This window comes from Vibrio sp. HENC-03, from assembly GCF_000305755.2.
GTDB lineage: Bacteria > Pseudomonadota > Gammaproteobacteria > Enterobacterales > Vibrionaceae > Vibrio > Vibrio owensii.
Window position 1 is genome coordinate 1 of the sequence record NZ_JH976125.1, and the last position, 19,756, is coordinate 19,756.

Genomic DNA, 19,756 nt, shown 5'->3' on the forward strand with positions numbered 1-19,756 from the left:
GTGTAAAGTTCTTTGCCACACCTTTGATATTCTTCAGTTTCACAATTTCCCCTTGAGTTATAACGCTTTCTATACGGCCTTCAGCCACTCTTCAGGCACGCTACCGCCTTCTTTCACTACAAAAGAAAGTATGCATGCTAGCACTTATCTTTATGAAACAAATAGAAAATCAGTATGAATCTGTGTGCTCACACACGCAATTAGACGGCGTATTGGCGCCTAATTGTCCATAAGGGGCTAAGTTAATAAAACTGTATAAACAACCAGTCAAATTATAACTATGAAAAGTCAGTTTTTACTTAGTGTTAAAGAGCATATGATCTCGCGTCACTATGCGAAGAAAACCATTGAAACCTACTTGTTTTGGATAAAGCGTTACATCATCTTCCACCAGCTTGTCCACCCTTCAAAGCTTTCTGAAGACGATGTCGAACGCTTTCTTAGTCATCTCGCTATTGATGAAAAAGTGGCAGTCAAAACACAGGCACTTGCGTTAAACGCCATATCTTTTTTGTATCGAGAGTATTTCCAGATGCCACTTTCATTGAATATGAGGTTTCAAAAATCACTCACTGAGAAAAAGCTACCTGTTGTGCTAACAAGAGACGAAGTACGCCGATTTGTTCAACATATTGACCCGAAATACAAACTCCACATCCAGCTTTTGTATGGTTCTGGCTTGCGAATCATGGAGTGCTTACGATTAAGGATCCAAGATATTGATTACGACTATGGTGCGCTCAGAGTATGGCAAGGAAAAGGCGGTAAAAATAGAACGGTCACATTAGCCAAAGAGTTACATGAACCACTAAAAGCACAAGCCAGTTTAGCGAGAGATTATTATCAGAAAGACCGTCACATGGGCGGTTATGCTGGTGTTTATATCTCTGATGGGTTACGCAGGAAGTATCCCGGCGCAGAATTGGATTTTAATTGGCACTTTCTCTTCCCATCAACCAAATTAAGCGTTGATGACGATACCGGAGAGTTTCGACGACACCATATCAATGAGAGCGCAATACAAAGAGCTGTTAAACGAGCGACAAAAGATGCAGGAATCGAAAAATCAGTGACTTGCCATACCCTGAGACACAGTTTCGCGACTCATCTTTTAGAATCTGGCGCTGATATTAGAACCGTTCAGGAACAGCTAGGACATACTGATGTGAAAACGACTCAGATCTACACGCACGTCATCGAGCGCGGTGCAGGAGGCGTCTTGAGCCCGTTATCTAGCTTATGAAAAAGAAAAAGCCACCGAGTGACAGTAAGTACTCCGGTGGCTTTCACATTTAATTGGTTTAGTGACGCTCGCCCAATTTGACGTTGCCTTTGGAATCAAACCAAAGTGCTTGAGCGCGACGGCGACCGAGCAGGATCGGGCCATCATCATAGAACAGAAAGTTCTTCCAATATTTTTTGAACGTTGACCACTTCGTCTCGATTACGTTGTATTTCTCATAACAGAAGTACACCGTGACGTCATCTTGCCAATCAATAAACGTCGCAATTTCTTCTGGTAACTCGGGTTCATCGGCTTCCCAAGCTGCCATCCAGTCGACTTCTTCTGACCAATTAGACTCTTTCATTGGCCAATCGGACGAGCTCAAACGATCCATATCAGGACTTTGTGCACTAATGTTCTCTTTCCAGAACTGCGCGGCGCGAGCTTGACTCATCGGCTTGATAAACTCGAGGTCCTCTTCAGGCACTGGCATTGACTGGTGAGTAAAAATCCATTTTCTTTGGTATTCATCCAAAGGCAAATAAGACATTCAGTCTCCTTTCTTACGACTTCAACCAACCTTTCTCGGTGGCTTCTTCAATCAGCTCTTTGGCCTTGTCCCATAGGGTGACAGAACCAAATTCAATTCTTTTATTAATGGTTAACGCTTGCTCTCGTGTTACACCATGTTCTTTCCAACTTTGACCATCATTGTGGTAGTTGAGTAGCATCGGGATAAGGCGATCTAACGCTTTGGCGTATTTCGCATCATCACTTTGGGCTGCTTCAAATTCTTTCCACAGGGAAAACAACTCATCACCCTGATCGCTTGGCAACATACCAAACAGACGCTCTGCCGCTTTCAGTTCTTTCTCTTCTTGTTCTTTTGAAGCAGCGACATCATAAACAAAGGTATCGCCCGCGTCGATCTCTACGACGTCATGGATAAGCAGCATTTTCATCACTCGAGCAATATCGATTGGCGTATTGGCATGTTCTTGCATCAATACCGCCATCAACGCAACGTGCCAACTGTGCTCACCGCTATTCTCTAAGCGTCGGTCGGCACTTTTTACCCGAGTACGACGAAGCACACTCTTTAGTTGATCCAATTCAATGAGAAGTGCTAACTGCTTTTCCAATCTTTCCATTTATCGAGCCTCAGCTTTCCAGTTTGGGTTAGTTAACGATGTAAGCACATGATCTTGCCATTCACCGTTAATCAACAAATAATCTTTAGCGTAGCCTTCTCTCTCAAACCCAACATGCTGCAACACCGCTTCACTGCGCTTGTTATGCGGCATATAACCTGCTTGAATGCGGTGTATCTTTTGCACTTCAAACATGTAATCACAGGCCATTTTTAACGCGCGGCGCATATAGCCATATCCTTGCGCGTCTTCTGCAAGGGAGTAACCCACGTTGCAGGCATAGAATGGAAAACGAGTCAGGTTGCTAAAAGAGAGCGTGCCAAGCATTTTACCAGATTCGGCATGAACAAGCAGACAATAGTATCCCAGTCCCATGCGATGTAATTCATTCAATTTGATCAGCTTTTGAAGCCAACCATTTACCGAGAAAAACGCTTCTTCGCGCTTCGGTTCGAAGGGCTTTAAGTAGTCGCGATTGCTTTGAAAATATTCTGCAATCATATCGGCATCGCCAATTTCTGCAGTACGGAGAAGCAAGTCGCCGTCCAACTTGTGAACGGCGATTGAAGAACTTTTATCTTCCATTATGAATAACAACGTCCATTTAATTTCGGGGTCATTTTACAGATAGCCCAGTATTTACCGCGACTCTAGACTTTACGAATACCATAATCACGCAGTTTGTTTGCGATAGAGGTATGAGAAACATTCAAACGCTTAGCAAGCTTACGACTCGATGGGAATGATTGATACAAACGCTCTAAAATCTGAGATTCGTAATCACGCATGATCTCATCAAGCGAGCCGTCAAGGTTCAATGTCGCGCTGCCACCACCCATAGCTTGTGGCTGAGGCAAGTTGAAGTTTTCAGCCTTGAGGATATGTCCATCCATCTCAGTCAGTGCGCGCAGAACCATATTGTCCAATTGACGCATGTTACCCGGCCATTGGTAGTTCGCTAATGCATCCACCAGTTCTTCATCCAGTTCAGGCTTGTCGATGCCAAGTTGCTGAGCGTGTTTCGTTACGAACAAGTCCAGCAACGGCGCTACATCGTTCGAGCGCTTACGCAGAGGCGGAATATTTAAGGTCAGAACATTAAGGCGATAATACAAATCTTCACGGAACTTGCCAGCCTCAGCAAGTTCTGCAAGGTTGTGCTTGGTAGAGGCAATAATGCGGACATCAACGTGCATTTCATCTTCAGCACCTACTCGACGGAAGTTACCATCCTGTAAGAAGCGCAGCAGTTTGATTTGCAGATGCGAGCTCATCTCACCGATTTCATCAAGAAAGACGGTACCGCCGTTTGCTTGTTCGAAGATACCTTTGTGACCTTGTTCGTGATTAAACGAACCCGGCGCATGACCAAACAACTCGGTTTCGGCCACATCATCAGGCATGGATGCACAGCTTAAAACAAGGAAAGGTTTGCTCGCTCGGCCAGAGCGACTATGACATGCTTTCGCCAGCATCTCTTTACCTGTTCCCGTTTCACCTTCAATCAATAGAGGTTGATCGAGAACAGATAGCTTCTTCGCTTGGTTCATTAGCGCTTTATGGCGATTTGATAAGCCAACAAAATGCTCAAAGCCAAGTTGATTATGAAGAGGGAGTATTTCTTCGATTTGCGCACCGTGTTGGCTCGAACGAATCGTCATCAAGGTACTAGCAAGTGTTGAGTTTTGCGCCTCGTCTTTGATGTAGACCGGCATCAATTCAAGAATGTAATCCAAGCCATCGATCACTAGGCTTTCGCGAGTGCGAGCGTTCACGCCTTCGGACCAGCGGTTAAAACGAACACTCGGCAATAACATGCCAATTTGCGTGCCGATAACATCTTGTTTGTGCTGACCAAGAAGAGAAAGTGCGGACATGTTCGCCATATCGACAGCGCCTTTGAGGTCGATAGCAAACACTGGGTCAGGTAAGTTATCCACCAATGAAAGCAGCTCTGTGTTATGGCGCTCCATTGGCATAAATTGGATTTTACGTACGTCTTTGACCCCCGGAATACGGCGGATCTCGGCCATCAATTCACTAAAGGTATCAAAATCAATATCTGGGCAGTTTAGGTAGATGATGCCGCTGATATCAATTTCGATACCACGTAGGTCGATGCTTTTAGACGCTAAAATATCGAGCAGTTCTCGGGTAAGACCGAGTCTATCTTCACAAAAGACTTCAAGACGCACTGAAAATATCCCAATTCACAACTGTCAGGAAAAGTTGACAGTAGTTTCTACCAAGCTTGGAATGGCGTCAAGCAATCCTCACCGTCAAAGGTGATATTGGTTACGGTTTCATCGTAATTGATGCAACTTTCGCCACTACCTCTTTACGAATGGCACCGAGTTTCACTTGGCGTTCTGGATACCAAGGTAAAGGACGAAGTAGTGCCATGGACTTTAGACCGAGACGCGCAGTCAAAATGCCCACACCTAACCCCTGCCCTGCTCGCGCGGAGATTTTTCCGGCGAGATCCATCGACATCAAATCCATGCTGGCATCAATAGCAAGTTCACTCGCACCCGCTGCTGCCATATTCACGAACACAGCGCGCAATAGCTTGATGCGAGAAGCGTAACCTAATTCCACGCCATACACCTTAGAAAGGTTGTCGATCATTTTGAAGTTACGCCATGCCACCAGCAACATATCAGCAGCTGCTAGGGGGCTGACTGCCACCAAAGCGGCGGACTCAGTAGCGTGCTGAGAAACAATTTTGGTTGCAAGTTTGTCTTGCTGACTAACAACCATAGAATCGTACATCTCAAGGATTTCTGCATCGCTATGAGCAGGGTTCACACTGTTCTTCCAACGATCAAAGCCAGGATTCTCCGCCAGCACTCCACTTTGTTCTGCAACCTTTTCACAGAATGCTTTGCCCTTGCCGACGCTTTGGCTATCGATAAGCGCTTCACTTTCTTCTTGCACACTAAAGTGGTTACGAAGTTTGCGCAGCTTCCATAACTCCTTGCCTAATGCGCCCAAACCAAAAGAGGCAATAGTGGCGATAAAGCCAGCCCAGCCTAGCGCCAACCAATCGGAAGTTTGTACTGCGGTAACGACAGAATCGACCGCCTGCCAACCAACTAAACCGGCAAAGGTGGCAAAGAGACCCGTTGTCAGCCATTTTCGACCCGATTTCGGACGGATGACCTGTTCGAGCTGCAACTCTTGTTCGGTTTCTTCCTGTTGCTCTTCAATCGCGACAGGTACAAAGGTTTCTTTTTCTGAAAACGTCTTTTGAGCCGTCAATTCAGGGGAAACACTCTCTTCATCGCTGTGCATCGTTTTTTCTGAGAAGACTTGTTTTTGTTTTAATTCGCTCATTTCAATTTGTCTCCCAATAGGTATTCCAATGCTTTATCGAGGCGAATATGTTTCATCGGCTCGTCGCTTTCTGAAGGCATTGGTCGGAAAGAAGTAAAATCAAAGCCACTGTTTTGCCAATAAGCTGCGTTAGGTAACTTCTTCGGTACTTCACCAGGGAACATCGTCATCGACTCCCCATCAAGCGTTGTACCTTGCAAAGCTGGCACGGTCTTATCTCCCGAAGCAATGAAACCTGAAGTCGTCGCTTGAATCGAAGCGATACTCATACAGCTCATTTCTATGTTCTCGTACGCAGCAGTCTGCCACGCAGGATGCACCATCTGTTGCAGCAGAGAGACCAAATGCGGATGTTGATCTGGCGTCACGTGATCGGCTTTTGTCGCAGCAAATAATACTCTGTCGATCTTTGGCGAGAACAAGCGACGCAAGAAACTGCTTCGGCCATATCGAAAGCTGTGCATGATCTGTTCAAGCGCTTGGCGCATATCGTAAAAGGCTTCATCACCAGCATTTAGCGGTTGTAAGCAATCTACCAACACGATTTGGCGGTCAAACGTAGCAAAGTGATGCTTGTAGAACGCCTTAACCACCTTCTGCTGATACTCGTGATAACGGGCTTCTAGCATTGCCAAGTTGCTGCCCTTAACTGGTTTCACATCGGCATCAAATCGACATGGGAAGAACTGTAATACTGGCGCCCCTTCTAGTTCACCCGGCAAGACGAAGCGACCCGGCTGAACCCAATGTAAACCGCTGTCTTTGCAAGCATGCAAATAGTCGGTGTAAGTTTTAGCGACTTTTTCTAGCTGCTTTTCATTCAATTCCGCAGCTAAATCCAGCGTTTCTAGCTCTGCCAGCCAGTCGGCAGCAAGCTCGCTACGCAGCCCCTTTAACGCCTCAAATTGGGTTTGTGACCACGTCGCGAAATCCATATCGAGCAAAGGCAAATCCAATAGCCACTCCCCCGGATAGTCGATGATATCGACATTCAGCACGGCAGTTTTACTCAGCAGCTTTTTGGTGGTTTTGTTTGGCTTGTATTTCAGAGCCAGTCGTATCTCGCTCACGTCACGGGTCGGCACTGGCCATTGTGGTGGCGTCGCATGAATTTGGTTCATCGCATCATCGTAAGCAAAACGTGGAACCATCATATTGGATTGAGGCTCACGTTTAGCACCAATTAAACGTTTGTCGCGCGCCGCATTAAGCAACGGCAAATTGTCGTGAGTCGCGGTATGCAGTAATTGATTAACCAGAGAAGTAATAAACGCGGTTTTACCCGCACGCGACAACCCCGTTACGGCGATACGGACATTAGAGTCCATACCACGGCTAATAAAGTCATTCACTTCTTGTGTTATTGTTTTCATCGTTTTTATTTATCTCATCAATTCTTGCTACGCAGTGTAATTTTACCAACCTTAATCAAAGATGAACAAAGTATTCACTGCAAAACCTATTTCCAAAAACGAAAAAGCCCCTGAGAATTTCAGAGGCTTAGCGATCTTAATGTCTTTACGTGAAGTCTAATCGTCTTCAATCAACTTGTAGATAACGAATAGGCAAACTTCCAGAATCAGCCATAACACACAAGTGATGGTGACGTATTTTTCATCGAAGATACTGATGCCGTGAAGAATCAAGTCGTAGCCAACAAAGCTACCGATCACAACAGCAAGAACTATTTGTAGAATTTGAATAAAACGAGGCATGCCGTCTCCTAATCATGTCAGCATAACAGTGAGATTTGCTATGCCTATAAGTTTATATTTGATTATATAGACAAAAAGTGCAGCTTTCGCTGCACTTTTGTCAAATGTTTGCTAGGTAAATCAGCACTTTGTCACATTCTCTCAATTGAGACGTTCGAATGATGACCAAGTCGATTACGCTTCCATCTCTTGGATTTTCACTTTCCAAGTATCAGGACCAATTTGGTGAGCATTCGCGCCATTTGAATCCACAGCCACCGTTACTGGCATATCTTCGACTTCAAACTCGTAAATCGCTTCCATGCCTAGGTCTTCGAATGCCACCACGCGGGCTTTCTTAATCGCTTTAGCAACGAGGTACGCCGCGCCGCCAACTGCCATTAAGTAAACCGCTTTGTGGTTCTTGATGGATTCAACCGTTGCAGGACCGCGCTCTGCTTTACCGATCATGCCCATAATGCCAGTTTCTTCTAACATCATGTCTGTGAACTTATCCATACGTGTTGAAGTTGTTGGACCTGCAGGACCTACTGCCTCATCACCGACGGCATCAACCGGGCCAACGTAATAAATGAACTTACCCTTGAAATCAACGCCAGCAGGTAAACCTTCACCCGCTTCTAGCATGCCTTGAATGCGTTTATGTGCCGCATCACGACCCGTTAGAATTTTGCCCGACAGCAGAACCGTTTCACCGGTTTTCCACTCTTGAACTTCTTCTTTGGTCACGGTATCTAGGTTCACGCGACGTGTGTTCTCGCCCGCTTCCCAAGTGATATCTGGCCAATCTTCTAGCTTCGGTGGTGTTAGCTCTGCTGGACCATTCCCATCAAGTGTGAAGTGAACGTGGCGCGTTGCCGCACAGTTCGGAATCAAACACACTGGCTTAGAAGCAGCATGTGTTGGCGCAGTTTTGATCTTCACGTCAACAACCGTTGTTAAACCGCCTAGGCCTTGCGCACCAATACCAAGCTTGTTCACACGATTGAAGATATCAAGACGAAGCTCTTCTTCTGCGTTTTGAGGGCCACGATCAATCAAGTCTTGAATATCAACGTGCCCCATCAGAGATTCTTTGGCCAGTACCGCAGCTTTTTCAGCAGTACCGCCAATACCAATGCCAAGCATGCCCGGTGGACACCAACCAGCACCCATTGCTGGTAGGGTTTTCTCTACCCACTCTGCAATGTCATCAGATGGGTTTAGCATCACCATCTTGGTTTTGTTTTCAGAGCCGCCGCCTTTTGCTGCGATTTGGATTTCGACTTTATCGCCTGGCACCATATTGATGTGTACGACCGCTGGCGTGTTGTCTTTAGTATTGATTCGCTTGCCCGCAGGGTCCATCAGAACCGAGGCACGCAATGGGTTATCCGGATTCGTGTAAGCCTGTCGAACGCCTTCATCCACCATTTGTTGAACCGTCATGTCGGTCGAATCCCATTGAACGCCCATACCGATGTTCACGAAACAAGTCACTATGCCTGTGTCCTGACAAATCGGTCGATGGCCTTCTGCCGACATACGGGAGTTAATTAGGATCTGAGCGATAGCATCTTTCGCTGCTTGGCTCTCTTCACGGTGGTAGGCTTTTTCAAGGGCTTGAACAAAGTCTAGCGGGTGGTAGTAAGAAATATACTGTAGCGCATCAGCAACACTGCTGATGACATCCTGCGTGCGTATTACCGTCATTGCATGCCTCATTATTGTTATGCTTTGCTTCCATTATTGGCTTGGCTTCTGTCGTGTTTGTTGAGCTTATTGCCCTTAAATGAGCTTCGTTTTATGTAAACAATTGTCGAACGGCTGATATCGACACACGAGTTATTGAAGTCGCCTTCTCATATAGTAAAACCACCTCAAAGCCTTTGTATAGAGGTAGTTTGGCTATACAGATGAATATGATACTCTTGCTGCCCATGACATGCCATGCAGTGAACGAACTCTTTGTCACAATTTAAACAAATGAACAACATGGATACGCAATTGCTTGATTTTAAGGCATTGGATTACGCCAACGACCTCGCTATTTCCCTATTTTCTCGTATCGAACAGCAGCCTTGGGCGATGCTTTTACGCTCCGCTTCTGAGACGCACATCGACAGCCGATTTGATGTATTGGTCGCCAATCCAATCACAACGCTAGAGACCGTCGCTGGCGAAACGCAAATCAAAACAGACACGCAAGAATTCGTCTCTCAAGATGACCCGTTCTCGCTGTTAGACGAGCTTCAACAACAGCTTTTGCCAAACCTTGAGTTGGGCGCAGATTGGGATCTACCGTTTGTCGGCGGTGCGCTGGGTTATTTCAGTTACGACCTAGGTCGCCGTGTAGAATCTATGCCAGAACTTGCAACTAAAGACCTTCAAACGCCAGATATGGCTGTTGGGTTGTATGAATGGGCATTGGTGGTAGACCACAAACTAAAAAAAGCTTGTCTGGTAGGCCAAAACATTGAGCAAGCGTGGCAATGGCTAAATTCACAATCTCCAGCTGATGTTGAAGACTTTAAGCTGATTGGCGATTGGCAATCGAACATGACGCAAACGTCTTACGCTTCACGTTTTGACCGTGTTCAAGAATATTTGTTGAGTGGTGACTGTTACCAAATAAACTTAGCCCAACGTTTTAACGCCCCTTATAAAGGAAGCGAGTGGCAAGCTTACACAAAACTAGAAGCGGCTAACCAAGCCCCCTTCTCTGCGTTTATTCGTATGCCTAATTCAGCAATCATAAGCGTGTCACCAGAGCGCTTTTTGGAACTGAAAGATAACGTCATTGAAACCAAGCCAATCAAAGGCACACGTCCACGTAGCCAAAATGCTGAGCTTGACCAAGCCAACGCCCATGACTTGCAGACGGCAGAAAAAGATCAGGCCGAAAACCTAATGATCGTCGACTTGCTGCGTAATGACATTGGCCGTGTCGCGTCACCGGGCAGCGTTCATGTGCCAAAGTTATTTGATATTGAAAGCTTCCCTGCGGTACACCACTTAGTCAGTACAATCCGCGCCGATTTGGATACGCAATACAGCGCAGCCGATCTGCTTCGAGCTTGCTTCCCTGGTGGTTCAATTACTGGTGCGCCAAAGGTACGTGCAATGCAAATCATCGAAGAATTAGAACCGCACCGTCGCAGCGCTTATTGTGGCAGTATCGGTTATATCTCGCGTCATGGTCGTATGGATACCAGCATCACGATTCGTACTCTGGTTGCAGAAGATAACAAGCTCTACGCTTGGGCTGGCGGCGGCGTCGTGGCAGACAGTGATTGCGCAGCAGAATATCAAGAGACACTAGATAAGCTATCTAAGATTTTACCAGCGCTGAAGTAACTTACAGCGCTTTTAAGTACTCAGAAATACGGCTCTGCAGTAATGACAGAGCCGTTTTTGTTTATTAATGCTTTCTGTTAATAAATGGGTTTTGTTAATCAAGGGGCCTTGCGCATCATTCGTCGAGCCACTTACACATGATTTGTTCTATATCAGCAGCGGTATAAGGCTTGGTAAGAATGTCATCCATGCCAGATTCAATGCACTTTTGTCTCTCTTCTAGAGTTGTTCCCGCAGTCAGCGCTATGATTGGCTTAGTGAAGCCGTCTTCGCGCAAATGTACCGTCGCTTCATAACCGTCCATTTCTGGCATACGACAATCCATAAATATTAACTCGTAATCTTTCTCTTTTACCGCGTCGAGCGCTTCTAGGCCGTTGTTTCTTAAATCTGGTTTGATATCGAGCTTTTTGAGCATTTGCGTGACGATCACTTGGTTCATACGAATGTCGTCTACCACCAACACCGAGCGTCCTGCCAGTTCGATATATTTACCGACAGACACGTCACCGGCAGCGCTTCCCTGCGCTTCGCCTTGCTTAAGCGGTACAACGACTTTAAAGGTAGTGCCTTTGCGTGGCTCACTGACGAAACTGATTTCACCATCCATCAAATCGACTAAGTTCTTGCAGATTGCCAAACCTAAACCAGAGCCTTCAAAGCTTCGCTTCGTGGAACGGTCAGCTTGTACAAAAGGGTCAAACAGTGCTTTCTGTGCTTCTAACGGAATACCAATACCAGTGTCTTCCACTTCGAAATGCGCATAGCCATCGACCCACTCGACGCGTAGAACCACGCCACCGAGATGAGTGAACTTAATCGCGTTACCGATTAGGTTCACTAAAATCTGGGTGATGCGTTCGAAGTCACCCACAAGAAATTCTGGAATGCCGAGCTTTTTGTCGATCGAAAAATGAATGCGCTTTTCCGCCGCTTTCGCAGCAAACACACCGGTTAATGCGTTCTCTAAATCTTTCCAAGCAAAAACTTTATCGATGATTTCCATCATACCCGCGTTCATTTTACTGAAATCGAGCAAGTCATTAATGATGACACGGAGTAAATCACCGGATTGGATCAAGTTACCAAGGTATTGTTGCTGTTCATCCCCCAGTTCGGTTTTGCTCAGCAACTCTGCACTGCCCAATACGCCGTTTAACGGAGTACGAAGCTCGTGGTTGATCATCGCGACAAATTCTTTGGTTGCTTTCTCAGACGCTTCTGCCCGTTTACGCAACTCAACCTCTCGCTCTAAGCTCAAATGTCGGCTGATGACGCCGTGCACTAGATCGGAAACCAACACCATTTGTTTGGAAGTGAACTCTTGATCGACTTGATCAAGAGCGACAGAAAAGATCAGCTCACCCAAGATCGCTGAGTCAATAATGATGGGTAAATAGAGGCGATTCTCGATCCAATGAGGCTTGGTTTGTATCGCGTTTTCATGAGCGAGCACGAGATGGCCAAATTGATGGCGACGCAACGATGAGAGATGCGCTTGGCTCAGAGATAAGTAGGCACCGGAAACCACCGAGTTTGATGTCAGTTGCTCCAAGAAACTGGCAATCATGGTCTCATCAAAGGTGCTAGAAAGGAACGTTCGTCCAAACTTGATCAGCGTTGCATCGATTTGTTCTTCAAACTCGAATTTACGTAAATCGTTCTCAGACTTCATCTCGAGTTTTTTCAATGCGACGCTCAGTTGCTGATTGGACTCATACAGCTCTAAGCTCTTTTGCTCTAACAGTGTTTCTGCCGCTTTTCGTGACGCGACTTCTCGTTTGAGTTTCCTTTCTAGTGAGGAACTTCCCGTCATATTGCCTTATTGAGCCTCCAGCCAAAAACGTACTTGGCTTCCGTCATCCGATTGGTTTTGATGTTTGACAACGACACTCTCATTGAAGTGGTTCGCACAACCTTGTATCAGGCCGACACAAACATGCGCCATACAGCGTGCGCTTCGATAATCAAACACCATTTCTGATTCTGTTTCATTAATAAAATCAAATTGCGGTGGATTGGCGTCTGGGTAAAGCTTTTTCACTTCGACATGAATAAAGTCTTCTACATGGCGCACAAATTGGAACGTGGTGGTGCACTGTTGAAGACTGGCATGATTTGGAATGGACTTAAGTAGATTTTGAAATACGCACTCACCAAACACTTCTTGAAGCTTTTCTGGCGGAATGTCAGATACTTTGCTGAGGTTAACGATCAACTTAACAAGGTCTCGATGGTCATAACTGCCTACCGAGGTGTAAATGCCTTCATCGTTAGACAGGTCCAAGACTTGGTCAAGCACTTCCAGACCAAATTTGTCCTCCACTAACTCCATGAACTCTGTGAAAATTATCCCTTTCATCGTCTTCAACTAACCTTATAGTGACGTCTTAAAATAAAGAATGGTGTATAACTCTATAAGTTTCAAATTAATATGCGCACAACACCATCAAAAGCACACTCAACTTGGGGATAAGGATTTCGCTTTGGTCATCGATAAATCAACACTGCTACAGAACTTCCAACTACAAATGCCGACGGGCTATCACCGTGAGTCTTTAGGGCGCTTAGCTCACCTCAAAGAAAATACCTTACGAGATGCCGCTGTCTTGATTGGATTTGTCGAACGTGAAGACGGTCTTCAAGTCATTTTGACCAAGCGAGCCGAGCATCTGAGGCATCATCCGGGGCAGATCAGCTTCCCTGGAGGGAAATATGAGAATGACGATCACACCTTGGTCAATACCGCTCTTAGAGAGGCAGAAGAAGAAATTGGTATTCACCAAACGCATATACAGGTTTTTGGTCAGTTACCTAAGCTACCTACTATTAGCCAGTTTAATGTGACGCCATTTTTGGCCTTCGTTTCTCCAGACTACACAACTCGCATTGACCAAAATGAAGTCGCGGAAGTTTTTGAAGTGCCAGCCAACCATATTTTGAACCCAGAGAAGCTTTACAGTACAAGATTCAACCTAAGAAAGACAAGTCACCGCGTGTTTGCAATCCCCTACCAGCGTCATTTTATCTGGGGAATGACAGCACAAATTATCGAATCGATGCAAAAACACATCATTTCTAACTAACTGCTTTATCAATGGCAGCTCACCCATCAAGCCAAACATTATGTGCATCTATATTAATAAAAAGTTATTTTTCAAACATCAATTCACATTAGTTTAATTTGATTTTTATAAGGCAAACGCTTGCGGTGAGAAAAATTTATACACCAACCGCTTCAGATAAGTTTTTCTAATTCCACTCATTAGCAATAATCACGTGTAGCACGCCATTTTCGTGATAAAAAGCAGGTTTTTGACATATCATTCAATAAGCTCGAGCAATACATGATTTAGATCTAATTTTCCTAGTGCAAAATCTTGCAAAATTGGCCCCGACTTATTTCCTGTTCCCAAAATGAGTAACTCAAAAATGAATACAACTACTTCTGCGGCTTCAACCGCACAATCGTCTAGTAAGTTTTCTTACAAAGACTTCACCTGGTGTTTGTCCCTATTTGGTACAGCAGTAGGTGCAGGTGTACTTTTCCTTCCAATTAAAGCAGGTGCTGGCGGTTTCTGGCCATTAGTTATCCTAGCTCTAATCGCGGCACCAATGACTTGGTTCGCACACAAATCTCTAGCTCGTTTCGTACTTTCTGCGAAAAACCCTGAAGCTGATATCACTGACACAGTAGAAGAGCACTTCGGTAAAACTGGCGCAAACCTTATTACTTTTGCTTACTTCTTCGCTATCTACCCAATCGTACTAATCTACGGTGTTGGTATCACAAACACGGTTGACTCTTTCCTAGTTAACCAAATGGGTATGGAGTCTATCCCTCGCTGGCTACTATCTGGCGCGTTAATCGCTGCTATGACTGCGGGTGTAGTATTCGGTAAAGAGCTAATGCTGAAAGCAACATCAGCAATGGTTTACCCTCTAGTATTCATCCTACTAGCGCTTTCTTTCTACCTAATTCCTGACTGGAATACATCAATGATGGAAGTGTCTCCAAACTGGGGCGAAATGCCTTCAATCGTTTGGCTAGCGATTCCAATCATCGTATTCTCATTCAACCACAGCCCAATCATCTCTCAGTTCTCTAAAGAACAACGTCGTGTATACGGTGATGACGCAGTTAAGAAAACTGACGCGATCACTGGCGGTGCAGCGATGATGCTAATGGGTTTTGTAATGTTCTTCGTATTCTCTGTAGTACTTTCTCTTTCTCCAGAGCAACTAGCATCTGCGCAAGAACAAAACATCTCAGTACTGTCTTACCTAGCTAACGTTCACGAGTCTCCACTTATCTCTTACATGGGTCCTCTAGTGGCGTTCGCAGCAATCACTTCAAGCTACTTCGGCCACTTCTTAGGCGCGCACGAAGGTCTAGTTGGTCTAATCAAATCTCGCTCTGAAACTCCTAAGAGCAAGATCGAAAAAGCATCACTAATCTTCATCGTTGTAACTACTTGGATCGTTGCTATCGTTAACCCAAGCATCCTAGGCATGATTGAAACAATGGGTGCACCGATGATCGCTGCAATCCTATTCTTGATGCCTGTATTCGCTATGAACAAAGTTCCAGCAATGGCGAAGTACAAAACTTCAGCACCTGTACAGATTTTCACAGCAATCTGTGGTCTTGCAGCAATTAGTTCTGTAATCTACGGCGCTCTTTAATCACCGCTCTCTATAAAAGCGTGATTAATTCAAGAATATAACGATAATAAAAAGCCTCCCAACTCCCCTTGGGAGGCTTTGTTCTGAGGTAATCGATATGATTAGTGTTTTTGACATCTATAAGATCGGCGTTGGTCCTTCAAGCTCACACACTGTAGGTCCAATGAAAGCGGGTAAAGAATTTATTGATGATTTACGCTCAATGGGAAAATTGCGCGACATCACTAAAATCACCGTTGACGTTTATGGTTCACTATCACTGACAGGGAAAGGTCACCACACGGATATCGCGATCATCATGGGTCTTGCAGGCAACTCCCCTGAGAAAGTAGATATCGACTCTATTCCGGGCTTTATCGCTCGCGTAGAAGAAACTGAGCGCCTACCTGTTGGCATGCACTGTCATACAGTATCGTTCCCGAAAGATGGTGGTATGAACTTCCATACTACTAACCTTGAGCTTCACGAAAACGGCATGCAGATCCACGCGTGGATCGAAGACGAAAAAGTGTACTCAAAGACTTACTACTCTATCGGCGGCGGTTTCATCGTTGATGAAGAGAACTTCGGTAAAGAAGTAGAGAACCCAATCAAGGTTCCTTACGAATACACAACTGCAGAAGAGCTTGTTCACCAGTGTAAAGAAAGCGGTCTTTCTATTAGCGCATTGGTAATGAAGAACGAACACTCTCTGCACTCTGATGAAGAGACTCGTACATACTTCGCAAACATCTGGCGCACAATGCGTGAGTGTATGGATCGCGGTATGAACGAAGAAGGTATTCTGCCTGGTCCACTACGCGTGCCTCGTCGTGCAGCAGCACTTCGTCAGCAACTGCTTACTTCTGAAAAAACAACGAACGACCCAATGTCGGTTGTTGATTGGGTAAACATGTTCGCTTTCGCAGTAAACGAAGAGAACGCAGCAGGTGGTCGCGTTGTTACAGCACCAACGAACGGTGCGTGTGGCATCATCCCTGCGGTACTGGCTTACTACGATAAGTTCATCCAAACTGTGACTGAAAAAGACTACATCCGTTACTTTGCGGCTTCTGGCGCAATCGGTGGTCTTTACAAGCGCAACGCGTCTATCTCTGGTGCAGAGGTTGGCTGTCAGGGTGAAGTTGGCGTGGCATGTTCTATGGCGGCAGCTGGCCTTGCTGAGCTTATGGGTGGTAGCCCTGAGCAAGTATGTATGGCTGCAGAAATCGCAATGGAGCACAACCTAGGTCTAACATGTGACCCAGTTGCAGGTCAGGTACAGGTTCCATGTATCGAGCGTAACGGTATCGCGGCAGTAAAAGCGATCAACTCGACTCGTATGGCACTACGTCGTTCTTCAGCTCCAACTGTTTCTCTAGATAAGGTTATCGAAACCATGCTAGAAACAGGTAAAGACATGAACGCGAAATACCGTGAGACATCTCAAGGCGGTCTAGCAATCAAAGTGATTTGCTAATCCCCTCCTCTCTGAATTGAAAAGCCCGAGCCATGTGCTCGGGCTTTTTTTCATTTGCTTTTTTCCTTTAAAACCCCACCTAAGAAAAATTCCCTCTAGATTGAGCTTTATAAAAAAATCTAAAATTACGACTATATCCAGAAGTTTAGGATATGCCCGTAGAAGGTCACATACCTGCTAACCCAATATTGATAACGTATTCAAAAAATAATCCTGGAGCGCTTTAACACATGATTAGGTTTGAACTTGGAAACCAAATCTGCGTTTGCTTGTCCGAAAAAGAACTTTCATTACAGCTCAATAACTCCATTCACTCCGCTATCCCCGTCAACAGAATTGAATATTTAATCCTCAGCACCATTGCCGCTTTTGGTAGCTTAAACGCGCCTATCAGTCAGAGGAAAATCGAAAAGAAGTTGTCATCGCAACATCACTTGATGTTGCCGGAAAATGGATTTAAGAACGCTGTTGCGTCGATACGAAAGAAGTTCAGACAACTGACGAAGAACCACGTCGAGACGCAAAAGTCTCTTATCGAAAACATCCACCGAAAGGGATATTTTGTGCCTTACGATAGCCAACACGCGCAAAAAGATGGACTACTGCAGCAATCAAGAATCCACGAACACGCACTGCACAGCGTTAGAATGGCGATAGGCATTTGTTTGCGAAGCCGAGCGCTTTACTTCAATCTGCTGTTTTTTATCACGTTTACCATGCTGCTTTATGTCGCGGTGTGTTTTTACACCATCAGCACCATCGTCAGACAAAACTATTTCGATGGCGCGATGGAATTTGCCCACGACCTTGCTCAGCGTAGCTGTTTTGAACATGAAGACCAGCTTCGTGGTTTATTCGATAACGTGCAATTGGTTGAGTCCGCTTTAATGACAGACAAGCACAATATTCGCTGCTTAGTCACGCCAGAAGCTGTGGTTCCGGTCAACGAAAGAGACCGTGAGACTTGGTTAAATAACGACAGTTACACCACACACTCTTTTGTTTTCGATGGAGCTCAAGTTCTTGTTCGGGTAAAGAACATTAATTTGTCGAATAACATTGAGAGTCACATGTCTCGCATGTTCTTATCCGGGATGAAAGTGTGTACTAACACCGGTACAGCGTTAGAAATCGGTGATACTCGTGGGCAATCCTTCCTCTACAACGTCAACGACAATGGCTATAAAGAGATCTATTACGTCTCTGGCCCTATTACGAGCATCTTGATTTTGAGCTTCATACTAATGTTCGCTATCAGGCATAAAAAGCTGCGCTCACTGCTGACTTACATGTGGGCAATCCGCGAGTTCAATCTCAAGCTAGAACCAATCCACAATACGTCTAACCGGCAGAATATCCATTACGAGGTGTTGTCCCGTTTTAAAGTTAGAAACACTCAACGATTTATAGAGAGTTTGATAGCGAACGGATTGCTGATAAACCACACGCTACTGGTGATCAAAACCGTCTTCGGTGACTCGAAATCGCTCCTTGCGCCATTGAGCATTAATGTGTGCCCTTCTCTGCTTGAAGGCCATAACTTTACTCGCTTGTATCGACAGCTTAACCAACTCGATTGCTCATTGCTGACCATTGAAATCACCGAGAACGCCTCAATGTATTACACCCGAGAAATCTTCGACAACATCAGCAAGCTCAAAGAGATGGGTTGCAAGATCAGTATTGACGATTTTGGTACTGGGAATAACAACGTTGAGCTTATCAGCCACATCACGCCCAACTACCTTAAGATTGACCGTTTGTTTGTGATGAACCTGAAGCAAGATGACAAGAAGGTTGAGACACTGCGCCAGTTGATTGCCATGGGTCATACCTATCACTGCACGGTTATCGTAGAAGGGGTTGAAACGGCAGAATGTGCGCATCTCCTCACCACATTGGGCGCCCACATCCATCAAGGTTTCTACTATCCACTTTGCCGCTAGTTCCCTCAATTTATTGACAAAATCTGTACATAACCAGATTGCGTACTTTTAATATCCACAACTATAATGGCGGTACTGTGTTTACCGCCTCTGAATAGATTCAGAACATGATCGCCATTAAACCTGCCAAGCTAAAGGATTTTGCTAGCTTGATGCAATTGGAAGTGCATGAAAATCAAAAAGGATTTTTTAAGCCATTTGAACAGGCTTACCAAAATAGGACGAAATCAGAAGTCTTTTACACCATCTTCCACGACTACTTAACTGTCGGGTACTTGGTGATTGATAAAGCGTTTGCTCAACACGCCCCTTTTGCGAAGCGTCATGAATTGGGCCTGAGTTACATCATGATCGACAAGCGATTCCAACAACAAGGAATTGGTACGTCGACACTGCAAAAGTTGATGATGTATGGCTACGCGATTGATGCGGAAAGCAATTCGGTGTGCGCAACGGTCGCAAACCAAAATAAAGTCGGTATTAAACTGTTTGAGTCGGCGGGGTTTGAAAACACCCAGAAAACGATTTATGAAGAGAGTGGAAAAGCGCTGATCTTGCGCCACGCATTAAGCTGATTTGCCCCTTAAATGAAAATAGGCAGGTTCTTTATGAGCCTGCCTATTTACTAAGTCATACTGCCATTACTTCCGCTTGCCAGCCGTAACCTGTGTATTCTTTTGCTAATTCTTCAGCAACAAACGTTGATACTACCACTTCAACCCACCTACTGTGTGAACCTGTGCGGTAACGCAGTTTTACCATTTTCATTAAAACCTCTCCGGACTATGATTAAGCGGCGGAGACTTGCTCGCCATTCACCAATAACTATAATTTTAAAAAAAGCCACGATATCCATGCAGTTGGAGCTCTTTGCTCATACGTGCGTGAACTCTCTCCTTGAG

Annotated in this window: 18 protein-coding genes; 7 read left to right on the forward strand and 11 right to left on the reverse strand. The window is 45.2% G+C overall.

Going from position 1 to position 19,756, the window contains the following annotated elements; translation table 11 throughout:
• Window positions 1-280 precede the first annotated feature (280 nt).
• Window positions 281-1,243 (forward strand): integron integrase, encoded by a 963-nt coding sequence (locus VCHENC03_RS08465; protein WP_032802892.1) that lies wholly within the window; start codon window positions 281-283, stop codon window positions 1,241-1,243.
• Between the two features lie 58 nt (window positions 1,244-1,301).
• Here VCHENC03_RS08465 and VCHENC03_RS08460 read toward each other — a convergent pair whose 3' ends face one another.
• The 8 genes from VCHENC03_RS08460 to VCHENC03_RS08425 form a co-directional block, all read right to left on the reverse strand.
• Window positions 1,302-1,775 carry a DUF2947 domain-containing protein gene (locus VCHENC03_RS08460; RefSeq protein ID WP_009706850.1) on the reverse strand — a complete coding sequence of 158 codons (474 nt, stop codon included), beginning with the start codon at window positions 1,773-1,775 and terminating at the stop codon, window positions 1,302-1,304.
• A 13-nt stretch (window positions 1,776-1,788) separates the two neighbouring features.
• The gene (locus VCHENC03_RS08455; RefSeq protein WP_009706851.1) at window positions 1,789-2,376 is read right to left on the reverse strand and encodes an HD domain-containing protein; all 588 of its coding nucleotides are present in this window, start codon (window positions 2,374-2,376) and stop codon (window positions 1,789-1,791) included.
• Window positions 2,377-2,961 carry a ribosomal protein S5-alanine N-acetyltransferase gene (gene rimJ / locus VCHENC03_RS08450; protein ID WP_009706852.1) on the reverse strand — a complete coding sequence of 195 codons (585 nt, stop codon included), beginning with the start codon at window positions 2,959-2,961 and terminating at the stop codon, window positions 2,377-2,379.
• A 65-nt stretch (window positions 2,962-3,026) separates the two neighbouring features.
• Window positions 3,027-4,571, reverse strand: coding sequence for a transcriptional regulator TyrR (gene tyrR / locus VCHENC03_RS08445; RefSeq protein ID WP_009706853.1), 1,545 nt, complete (start codon window positions 4,569-4,571; stop codon window positions 3,027-3,029).
• Between the two features lie 100 nt (window positions 4,572-4,671).
• Window positions 4,672-5,712, reverse strand: coding sequence for a YcjF family protein (locus VCHENC03_RS08440; RefSeq protein WP_009706854.1), 1,041 nt, complete (start codon window positions 5,710-5,712; stop codon window positions 4,672-4,674).
• Window positions 5,709-7,085, reverse strand: a complete 1,377-nt coding sequence (locus VCHENC03_RS08435) for a YcjX family protein (RefSeq protein ID WP_009706855.1) — start codon at window positions 7,083-7,085, stop codon at window positions 5,709-5,711. Before VCHENC03_RS08435 ends, VCHENC03_RS08440 begins: the two co-directional genes overlap by 4 nt.
• A gap of 156 nt (window positions 7,086-7,241) precedes the next feature.
• Window positions 7,242-7,427, reverse strand: a complete 186-nt coding sequence (locus tag VCHENC03_RS08430; RefSeq protein WP_009706856.1) for a hypothetical protein — start codon at window positions 7,425-7,427, stop codon at window positions 7,242-7,244.
• 174 nt (window positions 7,428-7,601) lie between these two features.
• Complete coding sequence (locus VCHENC03_RS08425; protein WP_009706857.1) at window positions 7,602-9,119, reverse strand: fumarate hydratase; 1,518 nt, start codon at window positions 9,117-9,119, stop codon at window positions 7,602-7,604.
• A 273-nt stretch (window positions 9,120-9,392) separates the two neighbouring features.
• Between VCHENC03_RS08425 and pabB the strand changes: the two genes are divergently transcribed.
• Window positions 9,393-10,763: an aminodeoxychorismate synthase component I gene (gene pabB / locus VCHENC03_RS08420; protein WP_009706858.1), complete on the forward strand. Its 1,371-nt coding sequence runs from the start codon at window positions 9,393-9,395 to the stop codon at window positions 10,761-10,763.
• Window positions 10,764-10,878: 115 nt separating this feature from the next.
• On the opposite strand, the gene VCHENC03_RS08415 is transcribed toward pabB, so the two are convergent.
• Window positions 10,879-12,579 carry an ATP-binding protein gene (locus tag VCHENC03_RS08415; RefSeq protein WP_009706859.1) on the reverse strand — a complete coding sequence of 567 codons (1,701 nt, stop codon included), beginning with the start codon at window positions 12,577-12,579 and terminating at the stop codon, window positions 10,879-10,881.
• A gap of 6 nt (window positions 12,580-12,585) precedes the next feature.
• Window positions 12,586-13,125, reverse strand: coding sequence for a heme NO-binding domain-containing protein (locus VCHENC03_RS08410; protein ID WP_009706860.1), 540 nt, complete (start codon window positions 13,123-13,125; stop codon window positions 12,586-12,588).
• Between the two features lie 124 nt (window positions 13,126-13,249).
• On the opposite strand from VCHENC03_RS08410, the gene VCHENC03_RS08405 reads away from it, so the two are divergent.
• The 5 genes from VCHENC03_RS08405 (at window position 13,250) to VCHENC03_RS08385 (ending at window position 19,429) form a co-directional block, all read left to right on the forward strand.
• On the forward strand, window positions 13,250-13,849 hold the full coding sequence (locus tag VCHENC03_RS08405) for a CoA pyrophosphatase (RefSeq protein ID WP_009706861.1): 600 nt from the start codon (window positions 13,250-13,252) through the stop codon (window positions 13,847-13,849).
• 346 nt (window positions 13,850-14,195) lie between these two features.
• A complete protein-coding gene (locus VCHENC03_RS08400) occupies window positions 14,196-15,449 on the forward strand; it encodes an aromatic amino acid transport family protein (protein ID WP_009706862.1) in 1,254 nt (417 codons plus the stop codon).
• A 97-nt stretch (window positions 15,450-15,546) separates the two neighbouring features.
• Window positions 15,547-16,908, forward strand: a complete 1,362-nt coding sequence (locus tag VCHENC03_RS08395) for an L-serine ammonia-lyase (RefSeq protein ID WP_005438813.1) — start codon at window positions 15,547-15,549, stop codon at window positions 16,906-16,908.
• Window positions 16,909-17,138: 230 nt separating this feature from the next.
• Entirely contained in the window at window positions 17,139-18,854 is a 1,716-nt protein-coding gene (tpdA, locus tag VCHENC03_RS08390) for a cyclic di-GMP phosphodiesterase TpdA (RefSeq protein ID WP_009706863.1), read from the forward strand.
• Window positions 18,855-18,961: 107 nt separating this feature from the next.
• Entirely contained in the window at window positions 18,962-19,429 is a 468-nt protein-coding gene (locus VCHENC03_RS08385) for a GNAT family N-acetyltransferase (protein WP_009706864.1), read from the forward strand.
• Between the two features lie 55 nt (window positions 19,430-19,484).
• Here the strand turns inward: VCHENC03_RS08385 and VCHENC03_RS27840 are convergent, their stop codons facing one another.
• Window positions 19,485-19,622 carry a hypothetical protein gene (locus VCHENC03_RS27840; protein ID WP_009706865.1) on the reverse strand — a complete coding sequence of 46 codons (138 nt, stop codon included), beginning with the start codon at window positions 19,620-19,622 and terminating at the stop codon, window positions 19,485-19,487.
• Between the last annotated feature and the right edge of the window lie 134 nt (window positions 19,623-19,756).